The 14,340-nt window shown below is 57.2% G+C and carries 15 protein-coding genes; 7 read left to right on the forward strand and 8 right to left on the reverse strand.

The genetic code is table 11. From position 1 onward, the window contains the following. The first annotated feature begins 118 nt into the window (after positions 1-118). From ACVLVH_RS18855 to ACVLVH_RS18880, 6 genes are read left to right on the forward strand one after another with little or no spacing between them, the layout of a single operon-like run. Positions 119-1,585 carry a hypothetical protein gene (locus ACVLVH_RS18855; RefSeq protein ID WP_192414291.1) on the forward strand — a complete coding sequence of 489 codons (1,467 nt, stop codon included), beginning with the start codon at positions 119-121 and terminating at the stop codon, positions 1,583-1,585. 17 nt (positions 1,586-1,602) lie between these two features. Then, positions 1,603-2,880 carry an ATP-grasp domain-containing protein gene (locus tag ACVLVH_RS18860; RefSeq protein WP_192414289.1) on the forward strand — a complete coding sequence of 426 codons (1,278 nt, stop codon included), beginning with the start codon at positions 1,603-1,605 and terminating at the stop codon, positions 2,878-2,880. Then, positions 2,868-3,575 (forward strand): class II glutamine amidotransferase, encoded by a 708-nt coding sequence (locus ACVLVH_RS18865; RefSeq protein ID WP_110868247.1) that lies wholly within the window; start codon positions 2,868-2,870, stop codon positions 3,573-3,575. Before ACVLVH_RS18860 ends, ACVLVH_RS18865 begins: the two co-directional genes overlap by 13 nt. 5 nt (positions 3,576-3,580) lie before the next feature. After that, a complete protein-coding gene (locus tag ACVLVH_RS18870) occupies positions 3,581-4,381 on the forward strand; it encodes a 2OG-Fe(II)-dependent halogenase WelO5 family protein (protein ID WP_101763936.1) in 801 nt (266 codons plus the stop codon). 27 nt (positions 4,382-4,408) lie between these two features. Further along, a complete protein-coding gene (locus ACVLVH_RS18875; RefSeq protein WP_101763886.1) occupies positions 4,409-4,909 on the forward strand; it encodes a YbaK/EbsC family protein in 501 nt (166 codons plus the stop codon). Positions 4,910-4,930: 21 nt separating this feature from the next. Continuing rightward, positions 4,931-5,836: an EamA family transporter gene (locus ACVLVH_RS18880; RefSeq protein ID WP_110868246.1), complete on the forward strand. Its 906-nt coding sequence runs from the start codon at positions 4,931-4,933 to the stop codon at positions 5,834-5,836. Between the two features lie 46 nt (positions 5,837-5,882). Here ACVLVH_RS18880 and ibpA read toward each other — a convergent pair whose 3' ends face one another. Next, positions 5,883-6,296, reverse strand: coding sequence for a small heat shock chaperone IbpA (gene ibpA / locus ACVLVH_RS18885; RefSeq protein WP_101763888.1), 414 nt, complete (start codon positions 6,294-6,296; stop codon positions 5,883-5,885). Positions 6,297-6,582: 286 nt separating this feature from the next. Here ibpA and ACVLVH_RS18890 point away from each other — a divergent pair, with 286 nt between their 5' ends. After that, positions 6,583-6,942: a YceK/YidQ family lipoprotein gene (locus ACVLVH_RS18890; protein ID WP_304622235.1), complete on the forward strand. Its 360-nt coding sequence runs from the start codon at positions 6,583-6,585 to the stop codon at positions 6,940-6,942. On the opposite strand, the gene ACVLVH_RS18895 is transcribed toward ACVLVH_RS18890, so the two are convergent. The 7 genes from ACVLVH_RS18895 to yidA form a co-directional block, all read right to left on the reverse strand. Then, positions 6,920-8,182, reverse strand: coding sequence for a YidR family protein (locus ACVLVH_RS18895; RefSeq protein WP_192414285.1), 1,263 nt, complete (start codon positions 8,180-8,182; stop codon positions 6,920-6,922). The two genes, ACVLVH_RS18890 and ACVLVH_RS18895, sit on opposite strands and share 23 nt — an antisense overlap. A 145-nt stretch (positions 8,183-8,327) precedes the next feature. Then, positions 8,328-9,623, reverse strand: a complete 1,296-nt coding sequence (locus ACVLVH_RS18900) for an MFS transporter (protein ID WP_101763891.1) — start codon at positions 9,621-9,623, stop codon at positions 8,328-8,330. Positions 9,624-9,930: 307 nt separating this feature from the next. Next, on the reverse strand, positions 9,931-11,079 hold the full coding sequence (gene dgoD / locus ACVLVH_RS18905) for a galactonate dehydratase (RefSeq protein WP_192414283.1): 1,149 nt from the start codon (positions 11,077-11,079) through the stop codon (positions 9,931-9,933). Beyond that, entirely contained in the window at positions 11,076-11,693 is a 618-nt protein-coding gene (locus tag ACVLVH_RS18910) for a 2-dehydro-3-deoxy-6-phosphogalactonate aldolase (protein WP_061719996.1), read from the reverse strand. Before ACVLVH_RS18910 ends, dgoD begins: the two co-directional genes overlap by 4 nt. Continuing rightward, positions 11,677-12,555: a 2-dehydro-3-deoxygalactonokinase gene (locus tag ACVLVH_RS18915; protein ID WP_101763892.1), complete on the reverse strand. Its 879-nt coding sequence runs from the start codon at positions 12,553-12,555 to the stop codon at positions 11,677-11,679. The genes ACVLVH_RS18910 and ACVLVH_RS18915 overlap by 17 nt, the downstream gene beginning before the upstream one ends. Further along, positions 12,552-13,250, reverse strand: coding sequence for a FadR/GntR family transcriptional regulator (locus ACVLVH_RS18920; protein ID WP_498949955.1), 699 nt, complete (start codon positions 13,248-13,250; stop codon positions 12,552-12,554). Before ACVLVH_RS18920 ends, ACVLVH_RS18915 begins: the two co-directional genes overlap by 4 nt. 260 nt (positions 13,251-13,510) lie before the next feature. Beyond that, positions 13,511-14,320 carry a sugar-phosphatase gene (yidA, locus tag ACVLVH_RS18925; RefSeq protein WP_110868242.1) on the reverse strand — a complete coding sequence of 270 codons (810 nt, stop codon included), beginning with the start codon at positions 14,318-14,320 and terminating at the stop codon, positions 13,511-13,513. Between the last annotated feature and the right edge of the window lie 20 nt (positions 14,321-14,340).

Below are 14,340 nucleotides of genomic sequence, written 5' to 3' on the forward strand. Positions count from 1 at the left end.
TTGATAACCCGCGCAATCGTCTTTAAGGCATTCATTCCGTAGCACCTTCGTGGCCCATTTCCCGTCTGATGCCGCCAGCACGGCAGCAGCGACTTTTTAGCCAAAGGATGAAGTGAAAATGAATAATCTGTCCACCCTGATGCGAGAGATTAGTGGATATCTCACCCCCACGATTATTGATTCCGCGCAACACTGTTCACGCCGTTTACTCGCCGCGCTCCCGGATGCCACTCACCCGGAGAATAACCGCGTGCTGCTGGCCTACGGCGGCGGCAAAGACAGCAGCTATATGGTGGCGTACGTGCGCTACATTCAGGGGCTGATCTGGCAGCAACATGGCAGCACCTTTCAGCTGCGCATTAGCACCAACCGCCATGCGGCAATGAACGACAGCGTAATGGACAATATCGATCGCGTGTATCGCGCGTTGCACATCCACGATGATGACTTTACCGAATGTCTGGTGACTGACGGCCTGCAAATCCGCCACTTCGATCGCCATTTACCGATGCCAGACAGCGTGCGCCAGCAGAATCGCAACGATGTGCTGATGAATGGCCATCGCTTCCGCGCCGATGCGCGCTCGACGTTTTGTAACGCCTGTAATCTCAGCATGGTGAACTCGTTTGGCCTGGCGGCGCATTACGACGGCGGCGTTGATGTGATCATCACCGGCGATTCGCCGCAGGAACAAACCGCTTATCTGGCGTGGGCGCGCCATCTTTCGCGGCTGTTTGCTGCGCCGGTGGCGGATAAGTCGCGCGGCTTTAGCGGCTTCCTGCAAACGCTGGATGGCGTGGCCGAGCGCTATTTCGCCGATATCTACGGTGCCGATCAGGTGACGCCCGCGCACCGCATTACCTGGCAGCTGGAACGCGATCCGCTGTTCTTCAATATCTATCAGGACACCGCCTATGAAGCGGGCGCGCACTGGGCGCTGCTGACTGAATTTATGCATTTCCGCTTTGATGAACTGATGTTCAGCTTTTCCGAATCGGACTGCGGTAACCCGACGTTAATGGCACATATTCGCGGTCTGCGTGCGGAGACGCTGTTGCAGCGCAGCTACGCCGAAGGCATTCGCGAATATGTGCGCTTTGCGCTCGGGCTGATGGTGAAAAAAGATTTCCCGCCGCAGCTGATTGATGAGATGGCGGCACGTTATCAGGACGATGAGGCGATTAAGCGCGCCCGCCAGCGCGCCGCGCAGTTCGCCGAACAGGCATTTGGCCTCAATGAAACCCAACTGGTTTGCATGATCTATTCGCCGTTTATCGCCGAAGGCAATCAGCTGAAAAGCTGGTTGCAGCAGTTGGTCGATGCGCCGGACGAAGCGGCGGTGCGCGCCTTGCTGCGCGGCGAAAGCGACGACCTGGTGCTGGCGCAGCAGCTGGAGCAACACTCTGGTTTGACCGTGGCGCAGATGCGTCACTGCTGGCGTAGCAAGCAGGTGAGTTCACTGCTGGACGAACAGCGCGGCGATGCGCTTTCGCGCGTGCTGCGTTTTGACCCGCACAAAGCAGTGATTCAGGTGAATAACGGGGTCATGCACGACGTCGTCACTGAAGTGATCTCCGGGCGTTAACCCGGTAAGGCAACGCGATGAGAAAGATTTTCCTGCAGATTGGTGCCACCCGCGACGGACAAAATCCTTACTGCGCGGTGGCCAAACGCGACGGCTACTTTACCGTGCTGGCGGAGATGGGCGATTTCGTCGATTACCAATCGCTGAGCATCCCGTTGCCGTTCGATCTGATTGTGCGGCTCGATCGCCCGGAAAATCCGTGGGATGTACTGCAAGCCTGTTTGCATGCCGGGTTGATGGAGCATCCTCACGTGGTGCTGGCGGGCTTTGAAGCTTACAACGCCAGCGCCGGTCGCGTACGCGAACTGCTGGCGGGGCCCGACGCCGGTGCCAGCTTTATTCCGCCGGATAAGTACGCGCAGCGTATGGCGTTGCGCAAAGCCTGGCAGCGCTTTCCGCAGCCGGAGTTTCGCTTTTTTGCCTCGCCGCTCAGCATTCGGGATGCGCGAGACGCGTTGCTCTATCCCTGCGTGATCAAGCCGGTTGACGGCGGCGGCGGTCTTGGCGTCTGGCTGGTGAAACAGGCCAGCCAGCTTGATGCGGTGATCGGCAAGCTGGTCGACACCATGAATTACGGCGGGCGCGGCTTCAGCGGTTTTATCGTGGAGAGCTGGCTGGCGGGCGATGAGTATTCGCTGCAAGGCGTGGTGGCGGACGGCCATGCGGTGGCGCTGACCTGCTGCCAAAAGGTGATCGAACACCATAGCGATGCAGACGGCTGCGTTAGTTTTTACGAATCCGGCCATGTGGCAGTCGCCGCGCAGCAGCTGCCCGCCAGCTTTAGCAGCCTGATGAGCTTCTGCTGCGAAACCTTCGGCTATCGTCAGGGCGCATTTCACATCGACTTCATTTTGGTCAACGGCGAACCGCATTTCCTTGAAATGGGCTTCCGCCTTTCCGGCATGGGCGTGGTGAATCTGGTGCAGGAAGTCACCGGCATCAACTGGGCGGAAGTGGCGTTCCACATCGAAGCCGGTCATGGCATGCCGCCGCTGCATTTTCCGGCGCAGCCGCAGGCGGTGGGCCGCGTGCGTTTGCGTCAGCGCCTGCAGTATGACGCGGCTGAGCGCTGGATCGCACAGCACCAGCGCGGTCAGCTGTTGCCGCCGCTCAATCTGCCCGCGCTGGCAGTTTCGCCACGCTCTTCGCTGTATGCCGATTTAACCCGCCACGCCGGCATTCTCGCCACCTTGCGTCTCGCAGCGACCAGCCGCGACGACATTCTGGCGGTGTTCCATCAGATCCTTGAGGCCTCATCGCTCACCACTCGGAGAGATTTACTATGTGCAGAATGATTGTGGCGCACGGCCAATTCGATGCCGCCGCAGTGCTGGACGCCGCGCGTGCCATGAGCTGCGGCGAAACCGCCACGCACGAAGGTCCGATTAAACAGCATCCCAACGGTTGGGGCTGTTTATGGCTGGAGCAAGGGCACATTCGCACGCTGCACGGCACCGGCACGTTCGCCGATGCGCTGCCGACCATTGATGTTGATCGCCTGCGCGGCCGCTTTCTGGCGGTGCATGTGCGCCACGCCACGCTGAGCAAAAATCACGGTATCGAATTTTCTCATCCGCTGTGGCGCACCAGCGGCGACACGCAGTGGTACATGATGCATAACGGTTTTTTGCCCACCGTTTATCAGCAATTGGGCATGGCGGAGTCGCGCTTTGATTCCGCGGAGTATCTCGAATATATGGTGGATCGCGCCACGCCCGCCGATTTCACCCGCGATTATCTGCGCGACAAGATGGCGCAGGTCGCGCCGGGCGGCAGTTCGGCCAACGCCATTTTTGTCACCCGCGATAAAGCCTGGGCGTGGCAATGGCATCCCGACGACACGCCCTATCCCAACTATTTCACGCTGCACCGCTTACAGAAAAACGACACCACTTTCATCTCTTCTGAACCTATTTCAGCACTGGGCACGGCGTCTGAATGGCGTCGTATGAACAACCATGAACTTCATGAATTTCCAATTGGGGAGTGATCAACATGGCGATTTTCAATCAGATCCGCGTTATTCATCCAAACATGTTTGTGGAGAGCACCTGGCTGGATGACATCGTGACGGCGCGCGTGCCGCTGCTGGTGTTACGTAACTTCCTCAAGCCGGACGTGCGCGCAGCGGTGGTGGAGGATTTGCAGCAGTGCCGCGAGCAGGTGCGGGTATCGCACTATCCAAACGGCGCGCTGACCACGCTCGGCCCTTATCTGGCGAAGCACACCGCCGCGCCGGAAAACTACTTCACCGAGCTGCGCGATATTCAGGCCGCGCTGCCGTCGTCGCTGCACTGCCTGCGCGATCAGATCTATAACTGGGTGCAGCACGCGCTGCGCCTGGAAAGCCTGCAAACCGCTAATGAGCCCGAGCTGGGCGATTACGCCGGTTCGATTGTGCGCTTCCACGCTGACGGCGTCGCCAATCCCCTGCATAACGACAACATCGTGCGTGATGCCGCCGGCAGCGGATTGGCGGTGACCCGCATCTTGCACCAGCTAAGTTGCGTGGTTTGTTTGCAGGAGTGCAACGCCGGCGGCGCGCTGCGCATCTTCAATAAGAAGTGGCAGCCGGTGGATGAATGGTACAAAACGCCGGGTGAACTGGGTTATCAAACCGGCGTCATCGAGCACAGCGAGGTGTGCGAGTTCTCACCGCGCAGTGGCGATATCTATCTGTTTAATCCGGCGTTTTATCACGAAATTGATCGCGTGGAAGGCGACACGCGCATCACCATGGGCTTCTTCTTTGGCCTGACCGACAAAAAAATGAAACACGCCATCGCCTGGAGTTAACGCCAGGTTTTCGACGAGGAGACGAACATGAATACCTATGAAAAAGTAGCGGCCCTGCTGGATCACCATCAGGCGCGTTATCGCGTGGTGGAGCATGAAGCCATCGGCCAGACCGACCTGATTAGCGAGATTCGCGGTAACGATCTCAATCAGGCGGCCAAAGCGATGGTGCTGGAAGTGACGATGCCGGATGGCGCGGATGCGCGCTATCTGCTGGCGATTGTGCCGGGCGACTGCAAGATCAACTTCAAGAGCGCCGCGCGTGCCATTGGCGGCAAGAAGTCGAGCTTTGCGGCGCCAGAGAAAGCGCAGGAGTTAACCCAGTGCGTGATGGGCGCGGTGCCGCCGTTTAGTTTTGATGACCGGCTAGCGCTGCGCGTCGATGTGCGCCTGCGCGATGTCGGTACGCTGTGGTTTAACGCCGGGGCACTGGATCGCTCCGTGGCTTTACAGGTGGATGATTTCTTTAAGGTTGTCGGTGATGAATGTTGTGCCGAGATCGCAACACCGGTGACGGCAACCGCCTGATCGCGGCAGTAAGGACTGTGTATGTCAGTGAAAGATATGTTGTTAGCCCTGCTGGTTGTGGTGGCGTGGGGCGTGAATTTTGTGGTGATTAAGCTGGGCCTGCAGGATATGCCGCCTTTTTTACTGGCGGGATTGCGGTTTAGCCTGGTGGCGTTTCCGGCGATCTTGTTTGTGAAGCGTCCGGCGATTCCGCTGCGCTGGCTGATCGTCTACGGCATGACCATCAGCTTCGGCCAGTTCGCCTTTCTGTTCCTCGCGATCAAGCTGGGCATGCCGGCAGGATTGGCGTCGCTGGTGTTACAGGCGCAGGCCTTCTTCACGCTGCTGTTGGGGGCGCTGTTCCTGGCGGAGAAGTTACGCTGGAATCATATCGTCGGCATTTTGGTGGCGACACTCGGCATGTTTATGCTGGCAACCGCAGGCATGGCAGGCCAAACCACAGCGGGCATTACGCTCACTACCATGATGCTGACGCTGGCTGCGGCGCTGTCGTGGGGCCTCGGCAATATCACCAACAAAATCATTTTGCGTAACCGCAAAGTGCCGGTGATGTCGCTGGTGGTGTGGAGTGCGCTGGTACCGATCGTGCCGTTCTTTGCCTGCTCATGGCTGTTCGATGGCGAAGCGGCGATTATCACCAGCCTGCTGCACATTTCACTGCAAACGGTGTTGGCGCTGATCTATCTCGCCTTTATCGCCACCATTGTCGGCTACGCGATATGGGGTAATTTGCTGAGCCGCTATGAAACCTGGCGCGTGGCACCGCTGTCGCTGCTGGTGCCGGTGGTGGGGATTCTCAGCGCGGCGCTGATCCTCGGTGAAACCTTGTCGATTCAGCAGATGATCGGCGTTTCAGTGATCATCCTCGGCCTGCTGGTGAATGTGTTTGGCGGCATGGTGAGTCAGCGATTATTGGTGCGCACCTAAACAAAAACGCCGCTTTTCAGCGGCGTTTTTTTAACTCACATCCTGATTACAGAATTTCGATACGACGCGGTTTCGCCTCTTCCGGGACGATGCGAATCAGATCGATGCTCAGCAGACCATTTTCCAGACGCGCATCGCGCACCGTGATGTGATCGGCTAGCTGGAATTTGCGCTCGAAGTTGCGCTCGGCGATACCCTGATACAGGTATTTACGCTCCGGCTGCTCTTCAGGATGTGCGCCACGCACCACCAGCACGTTGTCATGCGAGGTGATATCTAACTCGCTCTGGGCAAAGCCCGCCACGGCAATGGTGATACGGTAGAAATTCTCATCCACCAGCTCAACGTTATACGGAGGGTAGCCACCATTGGCCTGGTTTTGGTTGGACTCAAGCAGGTTAAACAGGCGATCGAAACCAATGGCAGAACGATAAAGTGGGGTGAGATCAAAGTTACGCATAATAAGACTCCTGATATTCAGCAAGTTTAGGCAACCTTCCACCATGGACAGGTTGTGCAGTCCGTTGCTGTCCCTTCCGGCAACAGCAACAAGACCGTTCCTTAAAAGTGGGTGCAGCCTGGTCGCTTTCAAGGGCTGATGCGTATTTTTTTACAGCAAATCTGACGATATGACATACACTCAGGGGACCAATCGCCTGAGATCCAAGACGCAGCCACAGAGCTTTGCTTAACGTCAGGTGACACACTCCAGCCAGGGCCATGCCATGACTGAAGGGATGATGATGATGAATATGATGAAACGCTTTCCGCTCACAGCTGTGCTGGTTTGCAGTACCTTTATTACTTCAGGTTGCTCCAGCGTTATGTCTCACACTGGCGCCAGTCAGGGCTACTATCCCGGCACGCGCGCCAGCGCAGAGATGATCACTGACGACAACACCAGCTGGGCGATCAAGCCGCTGGCGCTGATCGATCTCCCGTTCTCAGCGGTGATGGACACCGTGCTGCTGCCGTGGGATTACTTCCGTTCTGGCGACGATAAAAGTAAGGATTCGATTCACGAGCGCGTGATGCAGAGCGAAAAAATGGCCGGCACGCAAGCCAGCCTGGCGACCTCCGCGTCTATGCCCGCGCAGCCGCACTGACGCAAAACAGCTGCCGCCAGCCGTCCACTTCCCGCATATAAGCGATCTTTTCTCCATCCGGCGACCAGACCACTGCATCACCGGATGGCGCATGATCGCTGCGTGGCGTTAAGCGCGTACAGGCTCCCGTCGCCATTTCACAGCGCATCACACTGTTATCACAGATAAAGCATATCGCGCCGCCTTGTGGATGCCAGCTAAAGGCCGACTGAATGCTACTCGCCAGCTGCGTCACCTGGCGTGGCTCGCCGCCATTCGGTGAAACCGTCCACAGCTGAACCACGCCCTGTTCGTCCGCCAGCAAAAAGGCGATGGCGCTGCCATCCGCGGAGGCGCGCAGCCAGTGGCGCGGTTGCAGTGCCAGGCCATGGGTGTGCGTGATGCGTCGCTGCTGCACGCCAGCTGGCGGCGCAGGCAATTTATCCGCCGTGCCCTGTAAGGGCGAAGCGCCCGGTTTGGCGTAATCGGCTAACGCGGCGGGCAGATCCACCACAAACACTTCCGGCACTTTGTCGCCGTTGGCGGCGCGCGTATCGCCGATAAAGGCGATAGCCCAGCGCTGCCAGCTGCCATCCGCTTTCTGATAGCCTTGATTCCCGATCCAGCACTCTTCATAGGCGCGGTCAATCTGATCGCTGCCCGGCTGAGGATCGCGCTGCGTCTGGCTGACCAGCACGCAATAATGGCTGCCCTCATATTCGCGCGGATGCTGTTTAGGCGGACACACCGGATGCAGCGGCACGGCCACGCCGACGTTACGCAGGTCTTCGCCGGCATCCTTTTCATGCATCACATGATCGTTGTAGGTAAAGCTCAGGCGCGAACCATCCGGGCTGAAGACGTGGACATGCGAGCCACCGCGCAGCGCGCCAGGCGTGTAAGGCGCGGTGATATCGCAGGCATCAAGGTTCTCGGCGATGCCTTGCTGCACGATCACGCCGCGACGGTGATGAAAATCGTAGCGCCAGTGCGCATCCGGATGTTCCGGACCATGAATGCAAACGTAACGCGGCGGCAGATCCGGACTGACGGTGACCACGCCAACGTGCGCACCATCGCGAGCCTGATACAACACTTCAACGGCACCGCTCGCCACGTTGACGCGCTCGATAGTCAGGCTGGTAAAAGAGGCGCCGGAAGGTCGCACATCAAATACCAGCCACTGGCTGTCGCCGGTCCAGACGTTGATGTTGGTAAGTTGATGATGACGCGCGGCAAAGGTGATTTGTTTTTCTGACATGAGGCAACCTTCCATCTAACAGTTGCCGGATAAATTACGTGATTCTGCAGTGAGAAGCAGCAATTTCGCCGCGGTTGATTGCGCAATGAACGGCGCCGCTACGGATTGTGCCCGTATTTGTAGCGGCGCGATTCATCGCGCGAATTTATTCACCTACGCGTTTTACATCACCGACCAGCAGGATGTAGGAGAGCGCGCCAATCAGCGCCACCGCCGAGATATACACCAGCGCCGGTGCAAAGCCGTAGTCCTGCGCCAGATACCCCACCACCAGCGGCACGGTGATGCCACCCAGGCCGCCAACAAAGTTGAACATGCCGCCGGTCAAACCAATCAGGCGCACCGGTGCCAGCGAGGAGACCAGCGACCAGGTAATTGAGGCGAAACCGTTGCCGAAGAAGGCGATCGCCATCAGCGTCATAATCCATATTGGATCGTTGGTGTAGTTCGCGCCCATGATGCAGGTGGAGATCAGCAGACCGCAGATGATCGGCGTTTTGCGCGCAAAGCCCAGCGAACGGCCACTGCGCACCAGACGATCGGCGACGATACCCGAGAGAATCACGCCAACGAATGCCGCGAGGAAGGGCACGGTGGTCATGAAGCCCGCGGTGAGCGCCGCGATGTGTTTTTCCTGCGTCAGATAGTTCGGGAACCAGGTCAGGAAGAACCACAGCGTGGATGTGACGGCGAACTGGCCAAGATAGACGCCGCACAACTTGCGGTGGAACACCAGTTTCCAGTCGGCGGCGGTAAGTTTGGTGCGGGCTTTCTTTTCGCTCGGCGCATCACCATCCACCATCGCGCCACCTTCACGGATGTAATCCAGCTCGGCTTTATTGATGCCTTTGCTTTGGCTGGGTGCCTGATAGAACTTAATCCAGATGAACGACCAGATGATGCCGATGCCGCCGGTAATAATGAAGACCCAATGCCAGCTCAGCAGTTCCTGAATCCAGATCAGCAAGGGCGTGAGGAACGCCAGACCAACAAACTGACCGGACGTGTAGAAGCCGACGGCGGAAGCGCGCTCCTGCTCCGGGAACCAGCTGGTCACCAGCCGGTTATTGGTTGGGAAAGCCGGCGCTTCAAATATGCCGGTAATCGCACGCAGACCAATTAATGATAATAAGCCGGTGGCAAAACCCTGCAATAACGTCGCAACCGACCAGCCAAAGATGGCAATAAAATAGGTTAAGCGTGAACCCACGCGATCGAGGAACCAGCCGCCGGGAATCTGGCATAACGTATATAACCAGGCGAAGGCCGAAAATACATAACCCATTTGCGCTTTAGTAATACCGAACTCTTCCTGAATATGCGCGGAAGCGACGGCTAAATTAGCGCGATCGACATAACAAATGACCACCGTAATAAATATCATCAGCAGCGTGATATAACGACGGCGCGTCGGTTTGGCGTGAACAGCAGAGAGATCCATGGTGTTTCTCCGTAATCGGTTTTGCCGTTTGGGCACGACAGAGCACGCCCCGGCAAATGTAGGGTAGCGATATCAAAGGTAAAACCGCGTCAGCGGTAAATAAGCTGTGCCGGGAAACAGGCTGAACGCAGCCCTATGCCTTATTTCACCGGCATATAATTATCGAGATTTAATAAAATTTAATACCCTAAAGAATTCGAGTTGCAGAAAGGCGGCAAGCGAATGAATCCCACGGAGCTTACACTAGTAAGTGACTGGGGTGAATGAGCGCAGCCAACGCATCTGCAGCTTGAATTATGACGGGTATTTACCATTCAGCGACTGAACCGTCCGGGAATCGCCATAATGGATTACGCCAGTCAGGGGCATTTTTACTGCGTTCAATCACCAGCTCTTCGTTAATTTCCACGCCGAGTCCCGGTTTATTTAACGGATAGAAATGACCGTCATCCATTTTGAAATCGTCTTTATTGATCAAATAATCGAGCAGTTCAGCGCCCTGATTATAGTGAATCCCCATGCTTTGCTCCTGGAACACCGCATTGCGTGACACGAAGTCAACGTGCAGGCACGCAGCCAGCGCAATTGGGCCGAGCGGACAGTGAGGCGCCAGCGCCACATCGTAAGATTCGGCCATCGCGGCAATTTTGTAGCACTCGGTGATACCGCCCGCGTGTGACAAATCCGGTTGCAGAATCGCCAGTCCACCCGCTTCCAGCACGCGTTTGAACTCGAAGCGCGAGAACATGCGTTCGCCAGCGGCGATCGGAATATGAGTCTGCGCCGCCAGACGCGGATAATATTCCGCCTGCTCCGCCAGCACCGGCTCTTCGATAAACAGCGGGCGATACGGCTCCAGCTCTTTGATCAGCACTTTTGCCATTGGCGCGCTGACGCGGCCGTGGAAATCGAGGCCAAATTCAATCTCTTTACCGAAGGCTTCACGAATTTGCGCTACGGTATTCACCGCGTCATCGACTTTGCGCGCGTTATCGATAATGCCCATCTCTTCGCAGCCGTTGAGTTTGAAGGTATCAAAACCGATGGTGCGCAGTTTCTTGATGCCATCAATCACATCGGCTGGACGATCGCCGCCCACCCAGCTGTAGGCTTTGATGCTGTCACGCACTAATCCGCCAAGCAGTTGATAAACCGGCACGCCGAGCGCTTTGCCTTTGATATCCCACAACGCCTGATCGATACCGGCGATGGCGCTCATCAGAATCGGGCCGCCGCGATAGAAGCCGCCGCGATACATCACCTGCCATAAGTCGTTGATGCGCGCCGGATCCTGACCAATCAGGTATTCCGACAGCTCATGCACCGCCGCTTCCACGCTGCGCGCGCGGCCTTCAATCACCGGTTCGCCCCAGCCAACGATGCCTTCGTCAGTTTCGATTTTCAGGAACATCCAGCGCGGCGGCAGGCGGTAAGTGGTCAGTTTGGTAATTTTCATCGTACAGCGTCCTTATATGCAGCAATAAATGCGCGAGCCTGTTCCACAGTGCGTGACAGCGGTTGACCGGCGCGATAGAGATCGCTGCCTAAGCCCGCGCCAATGCAGCCTGCGGCCATAAATTCATGCAGGTTTTCCGGCGTCACGCCGCCCACGGCAAACACCGGCACCTCTGGCGGCAGCACCGCTTTCAGCGCTTTGATGTAGCCCGGACCAAAGGCTGACGATGGGAAAATTTTCAGCGCCTGCGCACCGGCCTGTAAGGCGGTGAACGCTTCCGTCGCGGTAGCGCAACCGGCGGCAACGATCATCCCTTTGGCGACCGCCTGGCGGATCACCGCAGCATCGGTATTCGGCGTGACGACCAATTTGCTGTTCAGCGTCGCCAGCTCATCGACCTGCGCCGGATTCAGCACCGTACCGGCGCCAATCAGCGCTTTATCGCCGAAGGTTTTCACCATCGCGCCGATGCTTTTCGCCCACTCCGGTGAGTTGAGCGGGATTTCAATCGCATCGAAACCCGCTTCAATCAGCGCGCCAACGTGCGCTTCGGCTTCATCCGGCGTGATGCCGCGCAGAATGGCGATCAGCGGGACTTTAGTTTGCCAGGACATTCGCAATACTCCTTATTCCGTGCTGGAAAGCACGATCGCCTTCCAGCGTGACTGAATCCATGCCGATAAACTGCAGCGCCTGCTGATAACGTTGCGCCAGCGCACTACCGGCAATAATGGTGATCGGTTGGCTTGCGGCGTCGGCCTGCTGCGTCATCAGCGCCACTTCGTGACCAATCAGCAAGCCTGAAAGAAAGTCGCTGATATGGCGGCGATCGCGCGCGCCGAGTACGTGTGAAGCACGCACTTCAAACAGGCGCGACAGAATCGAGGCATCGTTGCTGCCGACTTGCACACCTGCGCGGAAAGCCGCCGCGTTCTCTTGCTGTTCGGGTAAACCTGCGCCAACCAGCGACTGTTTGAGCAGCAGATGATGCAGTTCGCCGGTCATCACGGTGCGGAAATCCAGCACGCGATCCTGTTCCATCTGCACCCATTTGGCGTGCGTGCCTGGCATCACATAGAGCGGCGCAGGCTGCAGTTCCAGCGCGCCAAGCAGCTGCGTCTCTTCACCGCGCATCACGTTGTAGTTGTCGGCACGTTCGACGCTCAATCCCGGCACGATCCACGCTTTATCCTCGACGCGCGTCAGGCGGCTAGCGATGTCGCACAGCGCCACCGGGCAGGAGAGATAGGGCACCGACAGCCAGCCGGCATTGCTGCCTACCATGCCCGCCATCACCACCGGCACGTCATCGACTGGCCAACCTGCGGTGACGCTGGCAAACACTTCGGCGGGTGTGCGATCGCCCAGGCGCGTGACGCCGGCTTCCGAACGACGCTCATCGATGCAAACGCCGGCTTGATAATGCCAGGCGCGCAGGTTAGTTGAGCCCCAATCAATCGCGATATAGCTGGTCACATAATCTCCTTGAGTCGCGCCGTTGAGCTGGCAATCATCGCTTTCGCCGCCTGCTCGGCAGCATCGCCATCCTGATGACGAATGGCATCAAACAGCGCTTTATGTTCGGCGAGCGTACGCGGCATGTTGCCTTCATCCGCCATGTAGGTTTGCGCGAACACCGCTTTTTGCAGCTGGCTGATCGCCACATTGAGCTGCTGCAGCACCGGATTGTGTACCGAATTCAGCACCGCTTCGTGATAGCGGATATCCGCTTCATTAAAGGCATCACGATTGAGATGGTTGGCCACCATGTCGTTGTACGCCAGTTCAATCGCAGCCAGATCGCTTGAGGTGGCGCGCTCGGCAGACCAGCGTGCAATCTGCGGCTCGACCAGCACACGCACTTCGTTCATGGCGGCAATCAGACGCGGGTCCTGATCGTGCGCCAGCGCCCACTGCAATACGTCGCTATCCAGATAGTTCCAGTGATTGCGCGGCGTGACGAACGCGCCGCGATAGCGTTTCATCTCCATCAAGCGCTTCGCCATCAGCGAGCGAAACACTTCGCGGATGATATTGCGCGAGGTGCCGAAGCGTTCACACAGCTCAGCTTCCGCGGGTAACGCCGCGCCCGGCACAAACTTGCCGGCCACAATCTCTTCACCCAGCGTCAGGATGATGCGCTCTGTTTTGCTTAGTTGTTCTTGCGACATGATGTTCCATTTAGTGAAAGGCAGGTACGCATCAGATTACTGCTTTCGCGTAGCGAAGCCTAACGGCCGCCCTGACCTGCGTTGTCGATTGTAGTACCATTAATCCAATTTGTACTACAATGTGGATCACAAAATAGACAAGTCATGTGTCATAACGCGATAAGGTCGCCATAAATGGCGACCTTATGAAGGCTTGGTGAGATTTGAAGTGTCGCCATGGATGGCGACCTAAAAACAGCGTGACGAGGAATAACGAGGGTTTACAGCACCAGCTCTTCAATGGCGTGCGCTACGCCGTGTTCCATGTTGGTTTTGGTAATGAACTGCGCGATTTTCTTCACGGAATCAATCGCATTGCCCATTGCTACGCCGGTTCCTGCATACTCAATCATCGCCAGATCGTTTTCCTGATCGCCAATCGCCATCACCTCTTCACGCGCCAGGCCGAGCTTCTCAGCCAGCATTTTCACGCCTTGCCCTTTATTCACGCGGGCATCGAGGATTTCGAGATAATAAGGTGCGCTTTTGAGGATGGTGTAGTTGTCACGCGCCTGCTGCGGCAAGCGCTGAATGGCAGAATCCAGCAGATCGGGCTTATCGATCATCATCAGCTTAGGGAAACGCGTGGCGCGATCCATCTCTTCCACAGAACGATAGCGCACCGGAATGCCGGTCAGGCTCGCTTCGTGGATGGTGAACTCACTGATGTCTTTGTTCGGCGTATAGAGGAAAGATTTATCGAAGGCCTGGAAGTGGACGCCAAGATCGCGCGCCAGCTGTTCGATATACAGATAGTCGTCGAAACCCAAGGTGATTTCCGCGACGCACTCGCCATCATTAGCGCGATGCACCAGCGCACCGTTATAGCTGATGCAATATTGGCCTTCATCAACCAGATTCAGCTCCATCAGATAGCGCTGAATGCCGACAAACGGACGGCCGGTGGTGAGCACCACCATCACACCTTTTTTATGCGCGCGTTCAATGGCCGATTTAACGGCAGGCGTGATCTCGTGCTGCGGATTGAGCAGCGTGCCGTCCATATCGATTGCAACCAGTTTTATAGCCATAACGTCCTCATTGAGTCAGG

Source organism: Kluyvera sp. 1366 (genome assembly GCF_054823405.1).

Coding starts and splice junctions, on each gene's coding strand:
- ACVLVH_RS18870 (WP_101763936.1), top strand. CDS start 3,581: ATGGCGATTTTCAATCAGATCCGCGTTATTCATCCAAACATGTTTGTG.
- ACVLVH_RS18865 (WP_110868247.1), top strand. CDS start 2,868: ATGTGCAGAATGATTGTGGCGCACGGCCAATTCGATGCCGCCGCAGTG.
- ACVLVH_RS18910 (WP_061719996.1), bottom strand. CDS start 11,693: ATGTCCTGGCAAACTAAAGTCCCGCTGATCGCCATTCTGCGCGGCATC.
- ACVLVH_RS18855 (WP_192414291.1), top strand. CDS start 119: ATGAATAATCTGTCCACCCTGATGCGAGAGATTAGTGGATATCTCACC.
- ACVLVH_RS18880 (WP_110868246.1), top strand. CDS start 4,931: ATGTCAGTGAAAGATATGTTGTTAGCCCTGCTGGTTGTGGTGGCGTGG.
- ACVLVH_RS18920 (WP_498949955.1), bottom strand. CDS start 13,250: ATGTCGCAAGAACAACTAAGCAAAACAGAGCGCATCATCCTGACGCTG.
- ACVLVH_RS18860 (WP_192414289.1), top strand. CDS start 1,603: ATGAGAAAGATTTTCCTGCAGATTGGTGCCACCCGCGACGGACAAAAT.
- dgoD (WP_192414283.1), bottom strand. CDS start 11,079: ATGAAAATTACCAAACTGACCACTTACCGCCTGCCGCCGCGCTGGATG.
- ibpA (WP_101763888.1), bottom strand. CDS start 6,296: ATGCGTAACTTTGATCTCACCCCACTTTATCGTTCTGCCATTGGTTTC.
- ACVLVH_RS18900 (WP_101763891.1), bottom strand. CDS start 9,623: ATGGATCTCTCTGCTGTTCACGCCAAACCGACGCGCCGTCGTTATATC.
- ACVLVH_RS18890 (WP_304622235.1), top strand. CDS start 6,583: ATGAATATGATGAAACGCTTTCCGCTCACAGCTGTGCTGGTTTGCAGT.
- yidA (WP_110868242.1), bottom strand. CDS start 14,320: ATGGCTATAAAACTGGTTGCAATCGATATGGACGGCACGCTGCTCAAT.
- ACVLVH_RS18875 (WP_101763886.1), top strand. CDS start 4,409: ATGAATACCTATGAAAAAGTAGCGGCCCTGCTGGATCACCATCAGGCG.
- ACVLVH_RS18895 (WP_192414285.1), bottom strand. CDS start 8,182: ATGTCAGAAAAACAAATCACCTTTGCCGCGCGTCATCATCAACTTACC.